The following is an 18,800-nucleotide window of genomic DNA, read 5'->3' on the forward strand; positions in this document are numbered from 1 at the left end:
GTTATATGAAAGCGCAATGACAGAATTCAAGATGCACCAGAATATTGCATCGCCGCATAAGTCGCATATCAGGCTGGATTATGTCTGATATATAAAATCGTTGCCATGAGGAAATCTGAGAAAATCGAATTTCCCTTCACAGCCTTTATATTACACACATTGGGTGGCCAACATAGGCGCATGGGTTTTCTCTGGAAACCGGACATTATTCGTCGAACACATAACTGATATCCAAAATCAGAATTGGCGGGCAGCTCCCGCAATCAATATACTGCAATGCAACAACATCATTGAAAAGTAGTCGGTATGTCTTTATTCGCTTTTGCTCTGCCAGCTGAAATGGCCCTGTTCGATGCTTCGGCGCTGCTTGCAGCCGTTGCAGCCGCGCTCCGGCCGATGCTGGGATTGGGCGCACTGGCGACCTTGATGGTGGTTTTCAAACCGCTTTGGATGGGGATTTTGCGTGCCGCCTTGATATTGATCAAGCCGCGCAAATCGCTGGAACAGCGGATAGCCCGCAGTAAGTTCAAAGGGCAGCAATTGATGCGCCGCCTGGCTAACGACCAGGCCGTCAGCCAACCTGTCCTGGCCGCCGAACTGCGCATGCTGGCTGGCCGCGATTAACCATAAGGAGTTTTCCATGCACCAATACATCTACCACGACGAAGACGGCTTCCCGACTTTTGCAGTCATGCAATGGCTGCGCGCACAGGCAAGCCGCGTGCTGGCCTGGATGGGCCTCAACGGTCTGTAATAAGCAATATTCTGCTGCGCCGTTTTTCTGACGTCTCCTCTTTCCTGCGATGGAAGGATTCACCCTGCTGCCTACCTGACAGCAGGGATTTTTTTTGATTCCGATTGAATCAGGATGCAGTAAAAAAACGCCCGCAATATGCGGTAATGCCGTTCAGTTAAGACTGAACGGCATTTTTATTTGCGGAACTCGTAGGATGGGCACTCCGTGCCCACGCGGACGGGCCTGGGGCGCGTAGCCAGGGCACGAATGGCAGGGCACGAATGGCAGGGACACGAATGGCAGGGACACGAATATCCACGATACTGCGTGGGCACGGAGTGCCCACCCTACGCCGTGTCGTTCCGCCCTAACTGAACAGCATTACCGCAATATGCGGCGTTTTTGTTTTGCGTGATTGCAGTGTTATTCAGCCAGGCGCTTTTCCAGCTTCTGCTTCACATCCGCCAGCTGCTGCGGCAGATGGTATTTCAGCTTCTCGAACAGTTCCGTGTGCAGCGCGGTCTCGGCTTGCCAGGCAGCCTTGTCGATCGCGGTGATGGTGTTGAACTGCTGTTCGCTGAAGTCCAGCCCTTCCCAGCTCAGGTCGGCATAACGCGGGGTTACGCCGAACAGATGCTCGACGCCGCCGGCGCTGGCCACACTGGCGCCGTCCAGCCGTTCCAGCATCCATTTCAGCACGCGCATGTTGTCGCCGAAGCCAGGCCAGACGAACTTGCCGTCGGCGTCGGTGCGGAACCAGTTGACGCAGAAAATCTTAGGCAGTTCGGCCTTGTCTTGCGCTGCAAGTTTCTCGCCCAGCGTCAGCCAGTGCTGGAAGTAGTCGCTCATGTTGTAGCCGATGAACGGCAGCATGGCGAACGGATCGCGTCGCACGATGCCTTGCTGGCCGGCCGCAGCGGCGGTGGTTTCCGAACCCATGGTGGCAGCCATGTAGACGCCTTCGATCCAGTTGCGGGCTTCAGTCACCAGCGGCACGGTAGTGGAGCGGCGGCCGCCGAAAATGAAGGCCGAGATCGGCACGCCGGCAGGATCGTCCCAAGCAGCGTCGATCACCGGATTCTGGGTGGCGGCAACGGTAAAGCGGGCGTTCGGATGGGCCGCCTTGGCGCCAGTTTCCTTGGCGATCGCCGGGGTCCAGTCCTTGCCTTGCCAGTCGATCAGATGCGTCGGCGCTTCCTTGCTCATGCCTTCCCACCAGACATCGCCGTCGTCGGTCAGGGCGACGTTGGTGAAGATGGTGTTTTCGCGCATCGACGCCATGCAGTTGTGGTTGGTCTTGTCGTTGGTGCCGGGAGCGACGCCGAAATAGCCGGCTTCCGGATTGATCGCATACAGGCGGCCGTCGGCGCCCGGCTTGATCCAGGCGATGTCGTCGCCGATGGTGGTGACTTTCCAGCCCTCGAAACCGGCAGGCGGAATCAGCATGGCGAAATTGGTTTTGCCGCAGGCCGACGGGAAAGCCGCTGCCACGTAATGCTTCTTGCCGGCGGGGGATTCAACGCCAAGGATCAGCATGTGTTCCGCCAGCCAGCCCTGGTCGCGGCCCATGGTGGAAGCGATGCGCAGGGCGAAGCACTTCTTGCCGAGCAGGGCGTTGCCGCCGTAGCCGGAACCGTAGGACCAGATTTCGCGGGTTTCCGGATAGTGGACGATGTACTTGGTCGGGTTGCATGGCCATGCCACGTCTTTCTGGCCGGCGGCCAGCGGTGCGCCGACGCTGTGTACGCAGGGCACGAAGTCGCCGTCGCTGCCGAGCACCTCATAAACTGCCTTGCCCATGCGCGTCATGATGCGCATGTTGACCGCGACGTAAGGCGAGTCGGATAGCTCGACGCCGATGTGTGCAATCGGCGAACCCAGCGGACCCATCGAGAACGGCACTACGTACATGGTGCGGCCTTGCATGCAGCCGTCGAACAGGCCGTGCAGGGTGTTGCGCATTTCCGCCGGATCGGTCCAGTTGTTGGTCGGACCGGCGTCTTCCTTCTGCGCCGAGCAGATGAAGGTGCGGTCTTCCACCCGCGCCACGTCGGACGGATCGGAGCACGCCAGGTAGCTGTTCGGACGTTTTTCCTGGTTGAGTTTTTTCATGGTGCCGGCGGCCACCATTTCGCTGCACAGGCGGTCGTACTCGGCTTGCGAACCGTCGCACCAGTAGATGCGCTCAGGCTTGGTCAAGGCCGCGATTTCAGCGACCCAGTTGATCAGCTTTTGCTGTTTGACATAGGCCGGCGCATTAAGTGTGGCGATGCCACCCATACGGGGTTGATTCATGACAACTACCTCCAATACCAATAAAGAAATCTGCTGTTGCCTGCCCGGGGAGCCGCGGAAGGAATCGCGGAACATGGCCGGCGGGCGGAATGCCGTTGCGCTCACTGCGAACGGCAAAAAATGAAATAATGGCCAGATCCTGGCCCTCGTCATCAACCGGGTTTTACTGCTGGCAAAGGCCGCACACCGCAGGCTGAAGTTGTTATTTTATGTTCATTGTGCTGGAAAAGTCGGCCGATTGTACACCCGATTTGTAGTGAAAATGACCAACTATTGTAGTAAGGTATTTCCCATTTTCCGGATGCTGTTGCTTTATTACGCGGCAGCCGTTTTTTCACCGTTTTTGATTGAAAAGCCGCTATGAAAATTGCCGTACTGGATGATTATCAGGATTGCGTGCGCCATCTAGACAGCTTCAAGCTATTGGACGGCCATGAGGTCAAAGTGTTCAACAATTCTGCCCGCGGCCTGGGCCAGCTGGCGATACGCCTGGCCGATTTCGAGGCGTTGGTATTGATACGCGAACGCAGCAGTTTTTCCAAGGCCTTGCTGCAAAAATTGCCGAAGCTGAAACTGATCTCGCAAACCGGCAAGGTCAGCGGCCATATCGATGTCGAGGCTGCCACCGCGGGCGGCATTGCGATCGTCGAAGGGGTCGGCGATCCGACCGCGCCGGCCGAGCTGACTTGGGCCCTGATCATGGCCGCCAGCCGCCGCATTCCGCGCTATGTCAGCAATCTGCAGGAAGGACAATGGCAGTCGGTCTCGGCGCTACCGCAAAACAATGTGCTCGGCACGGTGCTCAAGGGGCGCACGCTGGCGATCTGGGGCTATGGAAAAATCGGCCGCATGGTTGCCGGCTACGGCAAGGCCTTCGGCATGCGGGTGCTGGTCTGGGGCCGAGACGGCAGCCGTGCCGCAGCGCTGGCGGACGGTTATCAGGCAGCGGAATCGAAACAGCAGTTCTTTGCCGAAGCGGATGTGCTGAGCTTGCATCTGCGCCTGAACGACGCCACCCGCGGCATCGTCGAGGCTGCCGACCTGGCGCAGATGAAGGCTAGCGCGATTTTCGTCAACACTAGCCGTGCCGAACTAGTGGCGGCAGGCGCCCTGCTGCCCGCCTTGCAGCAAGGGCAGCCGGGCTATGCCGCGCTGGACGTGTATGAAACCGAGCCGCTGGCGCCGGATTCGCCGCTGCTGCGGATGGAAAACGTGCTGGCTTCGCCGCATCTGGGCTATGTGGAAAAAGACAGCTATGAGCTGTACTTCCGCGCAGCGTTCCAGAATGTGGTCGAGTTCGCCAAGGGTACGCCGAAGAATGTCTTGAATCCGGACGCGCTGCAAAAATAGCCGCAGGGTGGGCACCTGTGCCTACCCACAGCCAAATTAGTCGTCGTCGGCGCCGTTAGGCAGGATCAGCTTGTTCAGCCTGGCCGCCGGCATCGCCAGCGTGGTGTCGCGCCACATCCCTTGCCAGCCGGGCGGCCACGGCAAGGGCGGGCCGCTGTATTCCGGCAGGTTCTTGCGCACCGGGATCACCGGCAGGCTGTCCGGCATCGGACCTTCGCTCCAGCCCAGGCTGAAGGCGTAATCGGGCAGCAAGGCATCGCATACCTTGGCAAACCAGTTGCTGTGGTCTTCGTCGTGTCCGAGCGCCTGCGCCAGTCCGTGCGGGTCGAACTGGGCCAGCGCGCTGGCCAGCTCGGGCACACTGGCGCCCGGCTGGTCGCCCCAGCCCATGATGGGATTGAAGTTGTAGTCAGCGCCGGAGCCGTACCAGCCTTCGCGCCGCGGCCTTTCCATCCAGCTGCGCCGGCCGCAGAACAAATGCCAGCGCCAGTGCAGGCCGGACGGCTTGGGCCAGCTGTACAGGTACAGGCGCTGATAGCCGGCGCGATGCAGCTCGCGCACCAGCGCCATCAGGCGCGCATGCGGCATGCGGTCCGGCGGCGCGTGACGGAACAGGATCGCTTCGCCATCCGCATGCTGGACTTCATCCGACGATAGGTTCAGATCGAGGGTCCGCATCTCGCTGCCGAAACGTGCAGAGACCCAGCCGGTCAGCAGATTGACCGACGTGATGACGCCATAGCCGCGAAAGCGATGGAAGATGACGGTGCCGGGAGCGATGGGTTTCATGATCTGAAAATTCTTTAAAAAGCGCGCATCCAAAAATCAAATGTTATCAGTGTAGCCGCTGCGCCGGGTTTTCCTAGGGTAGTTCAAAGGCGCAACATCGATTTGCTTAGCTGAGTATAATCAGCCTACCCCCAAGGCAGAAAGGACTAGCCATATGAAGCAACGTCCATCGGTACCCGGCGAGCAATCAGGCAAGCGGCCCATCAACCAGGCCTGCGGCGGGTTCTCCACCAGCAGGCGCAACCTCATGTTGCTGGCCGGTGCAAGTTTCGCCATGATGAGTATCCCCCACTGGCTGCAGCAAGCCTCTGCCCAGAGCAGCACTCCAGCCGTTCCTCCCGCCAGCGCCAACACCCAGCAGCAAAACAATTTCATGGCCCTGTCGGCATTGCTGACTGCCGCGCCCAAACTCAATCCGCGCACCGGCTCCAGGATCTATAGCGCACTCGCCGCGCAATCGATCGAGTTTGAAAAACAGGCGGCAGCGCTGTGGCAATACAGCCAGGACCACAAGATCCAGGATGTCGACAACCTGGCGTCGGCAGTCGGCAGCGATAGCGCATTGTCGCTGGTGCTGCACCGTATCATCAGCGCCTGGTACCTGGGCGTGGTGGGCGACGGCGGAGTGACTGGAGGCGCCAAGGTGATCGCCTTTGAGCAGGCGCTGATGTTCGACCAGGTGCGCGATGCCGTCGTCGTGCCGACTTATTGCCGTGCCGCTCCCGGCTACTGGGTGACCCAGCCGGCAGTATTGAAAGCGAGGGTTTGACCATGGCTGACAACTTGTCCGCAGACGTAGTGATCGTCGGTTCCGGCGTCGCCGGCGCCCTGGTGGCGCATCAGCTGGCCTCTTCCGGGGCCTCGGTGCTGGTGCTGGAAGCAGGGCCGCGGCTGGAGCGCTGGCGCATCGTCGAAAACTATCGCAATACGCCCAGCAAAGACGATTTCATGGTGCCCTACCCGTCCACCAAATATGCGCCGCATCCCGAATACACGCCGGAAAACAATTATCTGATCCTCAAGGGCACGCACAAGTACAACTCGCAATACATCCGCGCCGTCGGCGGCACCACCTGGCACTGGGCCGCTGCCGCCTGGCGTTTCCTGCCCAACGATTTCCGCATGAAAACGCTGTATGGCGTCGGCCGCGACTGGCCGATCAGCTACGACGAACTGGAACCTTATTACTACGGGGCCGAAGTCGAACTGGGCGTGTCCGGTCCCAACGACGGCACCGATCTCGGCTCGCCGCGCAAGCAGCCTTATCCGATGGAGCATTTGCCGCTGTCGTGGAACGACCAGCGCTTCAGCGCCGTGGTCAACGCCAACGGCCACAAGGTAGTGTCGGAGCCGGTGGCGCGCAACAGCCGCGCCTACGACGAACGGCCTAACTGCTGCGGCAACAACAACTGCATGCCGATCTGTCCGATCGCCGCCATGTATAGCGGCATCATCCACGTCGAGAAGGCGGAAAAGGCTGGCGCCAGGGTGTTGCCCGACGCCGTGGTCTACCGCATCGAAGTGGACGCCAAGGAGCGCATTAGCGCAGTGCACTACAAAGATCCGGAAGGCGTCACGCACCGGGTCACCGGCAAGTATTTCGTGCTGGCCGCGAACGGCATCGAGATTCCCAAGCTGATGCTGATTTCGACCGACGACAAGCACAAGAACGGCGTCGGCAACAGCTCGGACCAGGTCGGCCGCAACCTGATGGACCATCCCGGCACCGGCGTCACCTTCCTCGCCAATGAAGACTTGTGGCCGGGGCGCGGACCGATCGAAATGACGTCCATGGTGGATATGCGCGACGGCGCCTTCCGCTCTGAATACGCCGCCAAGAAACTGCACCTGAACAATATGGCGCAGACCAACCATGCGGCCCAGAGCGCGCTGAAAGACGGCCTGGTCGGCCTCAAGCTGAACCAGGAAATCCGCCGCCGCGCTGCGCGCACCGTCAACATCAACAGCTTCCACGATATCTTGCCGAATCCGGAAAACCGCATACGGCCAAGCAGCGAGAAGCGCGATGCGCTCGGCATTCCGCAACCGGAAATCACTTATTCCATCGGCGATTATGTGAAGAAGAGCGCCGTGCTGACGCATGAAACCTATGCCAGCATCGCCGCCATGTTCGGCGGCACCGAAGTCAAGTTCGACGACGATTTCGCACCGAACAACCACATCATGGGCGCCGTCATCATGGGCGGCGATCCGCGCGATTCGGTGGTCGACGCCCATTGCCGCTCGCATGACCACGAAAACCTGTTCATCGCCAGCAGCGCGGTGATGCCGGTCGCCGGCACGGTCAATTGCACGCTGACGATCGCCGCCCTGTCGCTGCGCATCGCCGATACCTTGAGGACAGTGCTATGACGGCCCGCTCGCAAATTTCCGCATGGTGCGGCGGCCTGGCGCTGGCGGCCGGCCTGGTGCATGGCGCTTTTGCCGCCGCTGCGGTTGCCAACGTTGCACCCAACGCCGACCAGATCAAGCGCGGCGAATACCTGGCCAAAGCCGCCGACTGCATCGCCTGCCACACGGTCGATCCGGCCAAGCCCTTCGCCGGCGGCTATCCTCTGGCGACCCCGTTCGGCACCATTTACGGTCCGAATATCACGGCCGACAAGGAAACCGGCATCGGCGACTGGAGCGACGAGCAATTTGTGCGCGCGCTGCATGAAGGCATCGACGATGAAGGCAAGCGCCTCTACCCGGCCTTCCCTTACGCCTCCTTCACCAAGCTGTCGCGCGACGACGTGCTGGCGATCAAGGCCTATCTGTTCAGCCTGCCGCCGATACAGCAAAAGACGCCGGAAAACAAACTGCCCTTCCCGCTTAACCAGCGCTGGCTGATGGCAGGCTGGAACCTGTTCAATTTCACGCCGGGTGAATTGCAGGCTGATGCTGCCAAGAGCCCTGAATGGAACCGCGGCAATTATCTGGTCAATGGCCTGGCGCACTGCCAGGAATGCCACACGCCGCGTAACCTGACCATGGGGCTGGACCTCAAGCGCTCCTTTGGCGGCGCCCAGCTGGGCGGCTGGACCGCGTTCAACATCAGCCCCGATCCGGTCAGCGGCGTCGGCGGCTGGAAGGACGAAGAGCTGGTGCAATACCTGAAAACCGGGTTGGTGCCAGGCAAGGCTTCGGCTGCCGGCGGCATGGCGGAAGCCATCGAGCATAGCTTGCAGTATCTGACCGATGACGACCTGAAGTCTATCGTCACCTATCTGCGCAGCGCGCCGGCAGTCAACGATGCAGCCGACAAGAAGCCGCGCTATGCCTGGGGCCAGCCGGCCGATGATGACGCCGAGATCCGCGGCATTGCCGCGGTGTCGGTCAGCAGCAATGCCTCCAGCGGCGCCGAACTGTTCAGCGGCAACTGCGCCAGTTGCCATTCTGCCAGCGGCAGCGGGGTGGTCGGCGGCTACTACCCGTCGCTGTTCAACAACAGCGTGGTCGGCGCCCGTGATCCAGGAAATCTGCTGATGGTGATCTTGAACGGCGTGCAACGCCGCGGCGCCAAGGAAGAAACTTTCATGCCCGGTTTTGCCGATCACCTCAATGACGGCCAGATCGCCATGCTGGCCAACTACGCGGTCAAGCAGTACGGCCATGCCGATACGCCGCCGATTACGCCCGAACAGGTGAAAATCCAGCGCCAGGGCGGGCCGGCCTCGCCGCTGACAACTTTGATGCCGGCAGGGCTGGCGGGATTGGCGCTGATCGTGGTATTTATATTGTTTTCAATCTTCAGGCGCGGCGGCCGTCGCCAGCCCAAGCAGTCCTGACACGGTCACATTATAGAAAAGGAAACGGATTCTCATGGCTTTACGCATCATCGCCACCGGCGGCACCTTCGATAAACACTACGACGAGATCGCCGGCAAGCTGACCTTTGCCGCCAGCCACCTGCCGCAAGTGATCCAGCGCGCCCGCATCACCACGGAAATCGCGCTGGAAGAGCTGCCGCTGCTGGATTCGCTCGACATGCAGGACATCGACCGCCGGCGCGTGCTGGCGTCCTGTACCCATGCGAAGGAAGAAGCGATCGTCATCATCCACGGCACCGACACCATGCGCGAGACTGCCGCGGTGCTGGGAGCGGCGCTCCTGGACAAGACCATCGTGGTGACCGGCGCGATGATTCCCTATGCCATCGCCAACTCCGACGCCCTGTTCAATTTCGGCTTTGCCTGCGGCGTTGCGCAAGTCTTGCCGCATGGCGTGTACGTGGCGATGAACGGCAAGATCTTTGCCTGGGACAAGGTAGCGAAGAACCGCACCGCCGGGGTTTTCGAGCCGCTATAACTTCAACCACGCAGGTGGGCAAAGAACCTTGCCCACCTGCTCGATCTGGTGCAGACGAAAAAAAACGGGACAGAATTTCTGCCCCGTTTTACATTTTCCCTGCAACTATTTGGCAGCGCCGCTCAGGCCGCGTGCTTCCAGCAAAGGCCCGACATCCGGGCCGCGTCCGTAGAAATCCTTGAACAAGGCGCTGGGATCGCCGCTGAAGCCGCGCGACAGCACCTTGGCGCGCAGCAGGTCGCCATTGGCGCGCTTCAGGCCGCCGTGGGTATTCATCCAGTGCTCGGTATCCTTGGCCAGCACGTCGCTCCAGATATAAGCGTAGTAACCGGCGGAGTAGCCGTTGGAGAAGACGTGCGAGAAGTACGTCGTGTGATAGCGCGGCGGCACCACGTAGCCCTTGGCGTTGCCCAGCGCCTTGGTTTCAAACGCCATCACATCGGTGACATCCGGCGTCTGGTTGGTCGACAGCTGGTGCCAGGACTGGTCCAGCATCGCCGCCGCCAGATACTCGGAAGTATCGTAGCCGGCGCTGAATTTGCGCGCCGCCAGCAACTTGTTGAGCAGCGCCCGCGGCATCGGCTTGCCGGTCTGGTAGTGCTTGGCGTAGTGCGCCAGCACTTGCGGATCGTGCGACCACATTTCGTTGAACTGCGACGGATACTCGACAAAGTCAGGCGGCACCGAGGCGCCGGAGAACATCGGATATTCGACGTTCGAGAACAAGCCGTGCAAGCCATGGCCGAACTCGTGGAACAGGGTGTTGACCTCGTCGAAACTGAGCAGCACCGGCTTGCCTGCCGGCGGCTTGGCGATGTTGATATTGTTCGACACCACTGGCTTGCTGCCGAACAGGCGCGACTGCGACACATAGTTATTCATCCAGGCGCCGCCTTGCTTGTTGTCGCGCGCGAACGGATCGAACAGGAACAGGCCCAGCGCCGAACCATCTTCATTGAACACCTCGAAGACGCGCACATCCTGCTGGTATACCGGCAGGTCGGTGCGTTCCTTGAACGTTACGCCGTACAGTTCGTGGGCAGCGTAGAACACGCCTTCCTGCAGCACGTGGTTGAGTTCGAAGTAAGGCTTGATCTGGGATTCGTCGAAGCTGTAGCGCGCCTTGCGCACCTGTTCCGAGTAAAAGCCCCAGTCCCACGGTTGCAGCTTGAACGGCTTGGTATGGCTAGCCTTGGCCTGGCGTTCGATCAGCTGCTGCATGGCAGCCGCTTCCTTGCGCGCGATGGCGTTGGCGGGCGGCGCCAGCTGCGCCAGCATCTTGTTGACCGCGGCCGGAGTGCCGGCGGTTTCCTCTTCCAGCACATAGGCTGCGTGGTTCGGATAACCCAGCAAGGCAGCGCGCTGCGCCCGCAGCTTGACGATCTGGGCGACATTGCCGACGTTGTCGCCGGCGCCGCCGTCGCCGCGGTTGATCGAGGCTTTATAGATGCGCTCGCGCAGCTGGCGGTTCTTGAGTTGCGCCAGCAGCGGCTGGTCGGTGGTGTTTTGCAGCGTGATCAGCCACTTGCCTTCCAGCTTGCGGCTGGCGGCGGCTTGCGCGGCGGCGGCGATGCTCTCTGCCGACAAGCCGTCCAGGTCGGCCACCTTGTCGATTACGATCGCGCCTTCATTGCTGGATTTCAGCAGGTTTTGCTGGAATTGCGTGGTCAGCGAAGAAAGCTGCTGATTCATCTTGCGCAGCCTATCCTTTTCCGCCGGCGACAGGCGCGCGCCGGCCCTGACGAAGTCAGTCCGGTAACGCTCCAGCAGACGCAGCGATTCAGGATCGAGGCCAAGGCCGGCGCGCTGCTGGTACAGCTGTTCGACGCGGGCGAACAGGGCAGGATCGAGGAAAATCGCATCTTCATGCTCAGCCAGCTTGGGGGCGATATCCTGCTGGGTCTGGTCCAGCACCGGGCTGGTGTTGGCGCTGATCAGATTGAAGAAGACTTCCTTGACCCTGCCCAGCATCTGGCCGGAGCGTTCCAGCGCCACGATCGTATTGTCGAAGGTGGGCGCGGCCGGATTGGCGGCGATGGCGCTGACTTCCTGGCGCTGCTGCGCCATGCCGGCTTCGAACGAAGGCTGGTAGTCGGAATCCTTGATCTTGTCGAAGGGCGGCAGGTTGTAAGGCAGGGAGCTGATCTGCGCGAACGGCGAAGATGCGGCATACGCTGCGCTGGCGGTGGCGGCGTTCTGTGAGGCCTTGGTCGGCACGTCGCAAGCCATCAGGCTTACGGCGGCAGTCACCATCAACCCGCATACCGCGATACGTTTCGTCGAAACTTGCATCTATTCTCCTGGAGTGAGTACGGCAATTGTTTTTCTGACGAAACATTTTACGCCGCATTCATGAAGAGTGGATGAGGCTTTTTCTGGCTTTTCCGGGCGCAAGCCAGGTAAATGCAGGCTGGGATGGCGCTGCATATTCCAGCGTCATCCCGGCCCGCTTGCTGCAGGTTTAGAAGCGGTGCTGGATGCCGCCGATCACGCCGGTCTGGCTGCTGCCGTAGGCGATATCGTCACGCGACAGGCCGACCAGCTGCTGGTTCTTGGCCTTGGCGTAGGCCGCGCTCAGGTACAGGTCGGTGCGTTTCGACAGCGCGTACTTGCCGCGCACCGAATACATGATCGGATCGGCATCCTTGCCGCTGGCGACATTCTTGATGTTTTGATAGTAGATGGCGCCGATCAGCGTCACTACCGGCGTCACCTTGTAGCTGGCGCCGCCCCAGAAGAAATCGCTGCGCAGGTCGGGCGCGTTCGACGCCAGCGTCTTCTTGTAGTTGCGATAACCCAGGTTCAAGTCCAGATTGCCATTGAGCTGGTAGTCGCCGGCCAGGTGGATGCTGGTAGCCTTGTCGAAAGCGCTGCTGGTGGCGCTGGCGGCGGCGCTGTTGACGCGGTCGAAGGTGGCGGCGATCCGGAACGGACCGTTTTCATAGCCGACGCCGAGATCGTACTTGGCGCTGTCGCTGGTGCTGCCGGCCGTCTCGCCGAAGCCATAAGTGGCGCCCAGCTTGAAGCCGCCGAACTTGCCCTGGTACTTGAGAATGTTCGACAGATTGGTCGGCATGCCATCCTTGCGGCCGCCGGTGGCGCCGGCCGAAGTCACCCAGGAATACTGGCCCGAATAGCCCATGGGATCGAAAGGCAGGATGAAGTCATAGGTGGTGGTGAACGAGCGCCCGATGACCAGGCGGCCGAAGCTGCCTTCCAGGCCGACATTGGCCTGGCGGTTGAACAGCACGCCGGCGCTGTCGAACTCGCCGGTGTCGACCTTGAAGCCGTTTTCCAGCTGGAACACGGCTTTCAGGCCGCCGCCCAGGTCTTCGCTGCCGCGAAAGCCGATGCGCGAGGTATTCATCGCGCCGGAACTGATGCGCACCAAGCTGTCCTGCTTGGCATTGGCGTGATTGACATATTCGACCCCGGTATCGATGATGCCGTAGATGCTGACATTGGTTTGCGCGTAAGCGCCGGACGTGATTGCCCCGAGCGCGGCCAGGGTTGCGGCCGCCAGGTGTTTTCTGTTCATGTTGCTTCCTCCATTGTGGTATTTTTTTGTTGGCTGTGCGAATGCCGAGCAGCTGCACAAAGGCTGTTGTGTGAGCTCCCCCCTTTCCCTATGGCTTACTGGTACTTGTTTAAATCATGACAAATCTTGTCTATCCATCGCTCTCGTAGGGTGGGCACTCCGTGCCCACGCGGAGGTGGCGGGACACGAACGTCCGGGACACCAATGTCCGCGGCACTGCGTGGGCACAGGCGCCCACCCTGCCTAGAAAGCCCACAGCGCATCATTGGGCAACTGCAGCCAGTACTCACCCGGCGCCAGGCGCTGCCGCGCGTAAGCGCGCAAGACGCTGCTGTCGTCGCCGTTGCGGAATACGCATTCCCAGCGGTCGCCCAGATACATGCAGGTGGCCAGCGGCAGCTTGATGCTGTTCTCTACCGGAGAAGCGGAAATGTTGACCTGTTCGACGCGGATGATGGCGACCGCTTCCTTGGCGTCGCCGGCGGCGGCGTTACCGCGCAAGGTGGCGGTGACGTTGCCGCCTTCGACCTGCAACAAGGCCTGGGCGCCGTCGCGCTGCAGCAGCCTGGCCGGCAAGCGGTTATTGCTGCCCATGAATTCCGCCGTGAACAAGGTATCCGGCGTTTCATACATGCTTTGCGGCGTGCCCTGCTGTTCGATCTTGCCGTTGTTGAGCAGCAGGATGCGGTCCGAGATCGCCATCGCCTCGGCCTGGTCGTGGGTCACCATCAACGCCGACAGGCCGAGCCGCACGATCAGCTCGCGCAGGAAGGCGCGCGCTTCTTCGCGCAGCTTGGCGTCGAGGTTGGAGAGCGGCTCATCGAGCAGGATCACCGGCGGGTTGTACACCAGCGCACGGGCGATCGCGACGCGCTGCTGCTGGCCGCCCGACAGCTGGTGCGGAAAGCGTTCGCCCAGGTGGCCGAGGCCGAGCTGGCCAAGCACGGTCTTGACCCGCTGGGCGATATCGCTGCCGCTCATTTTGCGCAGCTTGAGGCCGTAGCCGACATTGTCGGACACGGTCTTGTGCGGCCACAAGGCATACGACTGGAACACCAGCCCGAGATTGCGTTCTTCGGCCGGGATTTCCAGCTTGCGCTGGCCGTCGAACATGATGCGTTCGCCGATCTGGATGCTGCCGGATTTCGGCGATTCCAGGCCTGCCACGGCGCGCAGCAAGGTGGTCTTGCCGCTGCCGGAAGGGCCCAGCAGGGCGACCACTTCGCCGCGCTGCAATTCCATCGACACGCCTTTGAGAATCGGATTGGCGCTGGCGCCGCTGCCGTAGTCGAGATGCAGGTTGTTGACACTTAATTCGCTCATGATGATTTCCTGTTTTTCCGTGATGCTTAATCGTGCGGCTCAGTCGTGCAACTTGATGCCGAAGCGCAGTGCGATGCCGAGGCCGATGGCCACCAGCGTGATGTTGATGAAGGACAGCGTCGCCACCAGGTCGACCGAGCCGGAAGCCCACAGCGAGACGATCAGGGCGCCGATGACTTCGGTGCCGGGTGAGAGCAGATACACGCCGGTGGAGTATTCGCGTTCGAAGATCAGGAACACCATCAGCCAGGCCCCCAGCACGCCGTAGCGCACCAGCGGGAGGGTGACGTCGCGCGTGACTTGCGAACGGCGCGCGCCGACTGCGCGCGCGGCTTCTTCCAGCTCCGGTCCGATCTGCAGCAGCGCCGTCGTGATCAGGCGCAAGCCGTAGGCCAGCCACACTACTGAATACGCCAGCCACACCGAGAAAATGGTGGAACGCAGCTCGCGCAATTGCGGAATGAAATTTTCCACCAGCCAGTTGGCGACCACGTTGTCGAAACCCTTCAGAAAACTGTCGAGGAAAGACGGCACGAACAGGAAAACCCACAAGAACGACAGGCCGGCCAGCAAGCCCGGCACGGCGCGCGGAATCAGCACGCTGTAGTCGAGGAAACGGGTGATGCCGTCGGCCTTGCGATGCATCGCCAGCGCGATGCAGCAATAGCAAGCCACCGCAATCGCGCCGCCGATCACGCCGATGAGGATGGTGTTGACGATGCCGCGCACCAGCGCCGGCTGTTCCCAGATATCGCGGAAGTGCTGCAAGGTCATCGCATCCAGCAGCGAGACACCGTAACCCCAGTGCGAAACAAAGGCGCGCAAGGCGATGCCGGACAGCGGAATCACGATGGTGAAAATCAGCCAGGCGGCGATCAGGCTGAACGCCAGCCATTTCCATTTCCCCAGCGGCAGCGCCTTCTGCCGCGCACCTTTCCCCTTGATCGAGACATACTTGTTGGCCGAACGCAGCAGCCAGCGCTGTATCATCACCAGCGGCAGGGTCACCGCCACCAGGCACACCGCCACCGCTGCCATCAGGTGATAGGAAGGCGTGCCGAGCTTGTTGGTCAGCTTGTACAGATAGGTCGGCAGCACCAGGTGGCCTTCCGGATCGCCCAGCACCAGCACCAGGCCGAATACTTCAAAGCCGAGGAAAAATACCAGCACGCCGGCATACGCCAGCGCCGGCATGATCATCGGCAGCGACACGTTGAGCGCCACCTGCAGCGGCGAAGCGCCGGCCACGCGCGCCGCTTCTTCGACATCGGCGCCCAGGCTCTTCAGCGCCGCCGAGGCGTACAGGTAAACGTGTGGCACGTGGGTCAGACCGGCGATGATGACGATGCTGGGGAAGGCGTACACATTCCATGGCGTCGCCTCGATGCCCATCATGCGCAGCAGGTCCTGCATCCATACGGTATAGAAGCCGACCGGCCCCATCGCCACCACATAGCCGAAGGCGATCACCATCGGCGAAACGAAAATCGGCACCAGCAGCATGGGTGCGATCCAGTTGCGGCCCGGCAGGTCGGTGCGCACCATCAGGAAGGCCAGCATGCCGCCCAGCGGCACCGCGATCAATGCCAGGCCGCTGGCCAGCAGCAGGCCGTTAATGAAAGCCTGGCGGAAATCCGGATCGTCGAAGATGAAGCGATACGGTTCCAGGCTCAGGGTCTTGACCGGCGCGAAAAACGGCGCGGATAAAAAGCTTTGATAGAAAATCAGTAGCAGCGGCAGGAAAATCGCCACCGCCGCCAGCGTGACCACCAGCCCGCGCGGCCAGTTGAGGCGCGCCAGCCGGGATCGGCTGGCCAGCGGATGGGAAGGAGAAATCGAAGTCATTGTTGTACCCTGCAGAAAGATCTGCGTCGTAGAAATCCGGCTGTGTGCCGCCGGCTACGCGCCCCGGTCATTCCCGCGCACGCGGGAATCCAGGTTAGTAAGTCAAATAAGCAAAAATGGATTCCCGCGTGCGCGGGAATGACGGGGGCGCCTGGCTCGTGGCCGACGAGGCGGGGTCGCCTAGACGCCGTTGAGTTATTTCTTACCCGCCGCGGCTTTCCACTGTTTCAGGAAAGCCAGGCGCTTGCTCTGGTCCAGGTATTGCAGCAGGGCCGGGGTCAGCGGAATCGGCTTGAGCGCATTGCCGAGTTGCGTGGTCAGGCCAGCCACGGTGGCGTTGCCACCGACGTCCGAGCGCAGCGAATACAGCTGCGATTCAGTCGAGATGATGGTCTGGCCGCGCTTCGACAGCAGGTAGTCGACCCACAACTTGGCGGCGTTCATGTTCTTGGCCGATTTATTGATGAACACCACGCGCGACAGCACCAGGTTGTAATCCTTGGTGAAGGCCACGCCCAGCGACGGATCCTTGGCCGCGCGCGCTTGCGCATAGGAACCGATGACGTTGTAGCCGATCAGGTTTTCGCCCGAGGAAATCCGTTCCAGCATGGTGCCGGTGGAGGACTGCACGCGGATGCTGACATCGCCGAAGGTCTTGGCCAGGTCCCAGAATTGCGGATTGATTTGCGCATCCTCGGTGATGAAGGAAAAGCCGACGCCGGATTTTTCGATATCGTAGGTGGTGACCTTGTTGCGGAATTTGTCGGCCTTTGTGCTGAGCAGCTTGACCAGGTCGGCATGGGTGGACGGCACTTCGTCGGCGCTTACCAGTCGCTTGTTATAGACGATCGCCAGCGGCTCGAAAGTGGTGCCGTAGGCGCTGTCCTTATAGTTGGCCCAGGTCGGGATCGCTGCCGCTTCCTGCGACTTGTAGACTGCGCCGTAGCCTTCGCTGACCAGCTTGAACTGCAGGTCCATCGCCGATGACCACAGCACGTCGGCAGTGGCGCCGCCGGCGGCGGCTTCGGAGATGAAGCGGTTATACACTTCGGTCGAGTTCATGTCGTTGAATTCCACCTTGACGCCGGGATAGAGCGCGCTGAAATCCTTGATCAATGGTTCCGCCGCCTTGGAATCGGTGGCGCTGTAGATCACCAGCTTGCCTTCCTTTTTTGCGCCATCGATGACCTTGCCGTAATCCGCGGGATAGCCTGCCGGCGCTTGTGCGGAAGCGTTCAGCGCCAGGCTGAATGAGAGAACCGCGAGCGCGGCAGTCAATGGCTTTAAAGGTTTTTTGATCAACATGGGTGTCGTCTCCTGATGGTTATGGGTGCTGCTGATGAATCCATGGTTAAAAGCCGCAGGCAACAGTCGAGCACCGGCCTGCCGGGTGTGGCTGCCACTTGGTGTCGCTTGCGGGAGAGGTACCGGGCTGGAAGCCGCGGCGGGGTTTATCCGAGGTTTATCTGATCAAGCCGAGCTGGTCCGATTGCTTGCGGTAGTCTTCAACGGTTTTCTTTATATAAGCAGTCAGCTGGTCGCCGCTCATGGCGAACGATGAAAGCCCGGTGGCGGCCCGCAGCTGCGTGAATTCAGGGGTCGCCATCATGGCGTCGAAGCGCTTGACCCAATGCTGGTAGGCGGCATCGCTGACTTCCGGTCCGACATAGACGCCGCGTATGATTGGCCAGCTCACCGCCAAGCCCTGCTCGCGTGCAGTCGGCACTTGGGCCAGCGCGCCCGGCAGGCGCTGTTCCGAGAGCACGGCAAGGATGCGGATCTCGCCATCGAGCGAATGCAGGGTGGCTTCCGAGGCGTCGCCGGAGACTACTTGCACATGGCCGGCGCGCAAGGCGGTGAAGGCTTCGCCGCCGCCTTCCAGGGCGACGAAGCGCAAGGTCTTGGGATCGATCTGGCTTTGTCTGGCCAGCATGGAGATTTTCAGCCAGTCCTGGCTGCCGACGGTGCCGGCGGCGCCTATCGTGACCTGGGCCGGGTTTTTCTTGAGTGCGGCCAGCAGGTCGCGCAGTGTCTTATAGGGAGAATCGTGGCGTACCGCAATCATGCCGTAGTCGACGCCGATGGCCGCTACCCAGCGCACATTGCTGACGTCGGCATCGCCGTACTTTCCCTGCGCCAGGTTCATCAGCGAACCGCCGGAAAACGCCACCAGCGTATCGGCTTCTGCGCGGCGCTGGCTGACGATGGAATTCCAGGCGACGGCGCCGATGCCGCCCGGCAAGTAACTGATCTTCAGGGAGCCTTCCTGCGCTTCGGCGACGGCCGGTATCTGCAAGCCTTTCTGGATCAGCTTGCAAGTGACAGCCATGCCGCCGCCCGGCTTGGCCGGGGCAAGGCATTGCAGCGGCGCTGCTTGCGCGCCGAATGTGCCAAATGTGACGAGTGCAGCGAGTGCACAAATCCTGGCGATTGCGGAATTCATTGTCTCCTACCCATTCTGTTGTTATGCCTCTTGCGCGCCTGGTCGGCGGCAGGGGTGAAACCGGGTTTTTATACGTTTTTTTGCATCATAGCGGCCCCAGTCTTTCATTTTCCTTTCACTCACATTTTGCCAACAGCGGTTTTCTGTGTGAGTATTAACGTCCTCATTTT

General features: G+C 60.9%; 14 protein-coding genes. 6 read left to right on the forward strand and 8 right to left on the reverse strand.

Annotated elements, in window-relative coordinates; translation table 11 throughout:
* Window positions 1-306 precede the first annotated feature (306 nt).
* Window positions 307-624 (forward strand): hypothetical protein, encoded by a 318-nt coding sequence (locus BCF11_RS10335; protein ID WP_098494665.1) that lies wholly within the window; start codon window positions 307-309, stop codon window positions 622-624.
* A 535-nt stretch (window positions 625-1,159) separates the two neighbouring features.
* Here BCF11_RS10335 and BCF11_RS10340 read toward each other — a convergent pair.
* Window positions 1,160-3,031, reverse strand: a complete 1,872-nt coding sequence (locus BCF11_RS10340; protein WP_098497426.1) for a phosphoenolpyruvate carboxykinase (GTP) — start codon at window positions 3,029-3,031, stop codon at window positions 1,160-1,162.
* A 360-nt stretch (window positions 3,032-3,391) separates the two neighbouring features.
* Here BCF11_RS10340 and BCF11_RS10345 point away from each other — a divergent pair, with 360 nt between their 5' ends.
* Entirely contained in the window at window positions 3,392-4,381 is a 990-nt protein-coding gene (locus BCF11_RS10345) for a D-2-hydroxyacid dehydrogenase family protein (protein ID WP_098494666.1), read from the forward strand.
* A 36-nt stretch (window positions 4,382-4,417) separates the two neighbouring features.
* On the opposite strand, the gene BCF11_RS10350 is transcribed toward BCF11_RS10345, so the two are convergent.
* Window positions 4,418-5,170 (reverse strand): L-asparaginase, encoded by a 753-nt coding sequence (locus tag BCF11_RS10350; RefSeq protein WP_098497427.1) that lies wholly within the window; start codon window positions 5,168-5,170, stop codon window positions 4,418-4,420.
* 154 nt (window positions 5,171-5,324) lie between these two features.
* On the opposite strand from BCF11_RS10350, the gene BCF11_RS10355 reads away from it, so the two are divergent.
* The 4 genes from BCF11_RS10355 to BCF11_RS10370 are packed head-to-tail and all read left to right on the forward strand — an operon-like array spanning window position 5,325 to window position 9,481.
* Window positions 5,325-5,939: a sorbitol dehydrogenase family protein gene (locus tag BCF11_RS10355; RefSeq protein ID WP_098494667.1), complete on the forward strand. Its 615-nt coding sequence runs from the start codon at window positions 5,325-5,327 to the stop codon at window positions 5,937-5,939.
* A gap of 2 nt (window positions 5,940-5,941) precedes the next feature.
* Window positions 5,942-7,543 carry a GMC family oxidoreductase gene (locus BCF11_RS10360; RefSeq protein WP_098494668.1) on the forward strand — a complete coding sequence of 534 codons (1,602 nt, stop codon included), beginning with the start codon at window positions 5,942-5,944 and terminating at the stop codon, window positions 7,541-7,543.
* Complete coding sequence (locus tag BCF11_RS10365; protein ID WP_098494669.1) at window positions 7,540-8,961, forward strand: cytochrome c; 1,422 nt, start codon at window positions 7,540-7,542, stop codon at window positions 8,959-8,961. The genes BCF11_RS10360 and BCF11_RS10365 overlap by 4 nt, the downstream gene beginning before the upstream one ends.
* 34 nt (window positions 8,962-8,995) lie before the next feature.
* A complete protein-coding gene (locus BCF11_RS10370; protein WP_098494670.1) occupies window positions 8,996-9,481 on the forward strand; it encodes an asparaginase domain-containing protein in 486 nt (161 codons plus the stop codon).
* A 105-nt stretch (window positions 9,482-9,586) separates the two neighbouring features.
* On the opposite strand, the gene BCF11_RS10375 is transcribed toward BCF11_RS10370, so the two are convergent.
* The 6 genes from BCF11_RS10375 to BCF11_RS10400 all read right to left on the reverse strand — a co-directional run bounded on the left by BCF11_RS10375 (window position 9,587) and on the right by BCF11_RS10400 (window position 18,630).
* Window positions 9,587-11,773 carry a M3 family metallopeptidase gene (locus BCF11_RS10375; RefSeq protein WP_233212437.1) on the reverse strand — a complete coding sequence of 729 codons (2,187 nt, stop codon included), beginning with the start codon at window positions 11,771-11,773 and terminating at the stop codon, window positions 9,587-9,589.
* A 169-nt stretch (window positions 11,774-11,942) separates the two neighbouring features.
* The gene (locus BCF11_RS10380) at window positions 11,943-13,019 is read right to left on the reverse strand and encodes a porin (protein ID WP_098494671.1); all 1,077 of its coding nucleotides are present in this window, start codon (window positions 13,017-13,019) and stop codon (window positions 11,943-11,945) included.
* A 243-nt stretch (window positions 13,020-13,262) separates the two neighbouring features.
* Entirely contained in the window at window positions 13,263-14,342 is a 1,080-nt protein-coding gene (locus BCF11_RS10385; RefSeq protein ID WP_098494672.1) for an ABC transporter ATP-binding protein, read from the reverse strand.
* A 39-nt stretch (window positions 14,343-14,381) separates the two neighbouring features.
* Window positions 14,382-16,187: an iron ABC transporter permease gene (locus BCF11_RS10390; RefSeq protein ID WP_098494673.1), complete on the reverse strand. Its 1,806-nt coding sequence runs from the start codon at window positions 16,185-16,187 to the stop codon at window positions 14,382-14,384.
* A gap of 195 nt (window positions 16,188-16,382) precedes the next feature.
* The gene (locus BCF11_RS10395) at window positions 16,383-17,492 is read right to left on the reverse strand and encodes an ABC transporter substrate-binding protein (RefSeq protein WP_098494674.1); all 1,110 of its coding nucleotides are present in this window, start codon (window positions 17,490-17,492) and stop codon (window positions 16,383-16,385) included.
* Between the two features lie 157 nt (window positions 17,493-17,649).
* Window positions 17,650-18,630: a tripartite tricarboxylate transporter substrate binding protein gene (locus tag BCF11_RS10400; RefSeq protein ID WP_098494675.1), complete on the reverse strand. Its 981-nt coding sequence runs from the start codon at window positions 18,628-18,630 to the stop codon at window positions 17,650-17,652.
* Window positions 18,631-18,800 lie beyond the last annotated feature (170 nt).

The organism is Collimonas sp. PA-H2 (genome assembly GCF_002564105.1).
GTDB lineage: Bacteria > Pseudomonadota > Gammaproteobacteria > Burkholderiales > Burkholderiaceae_D > Collimonas.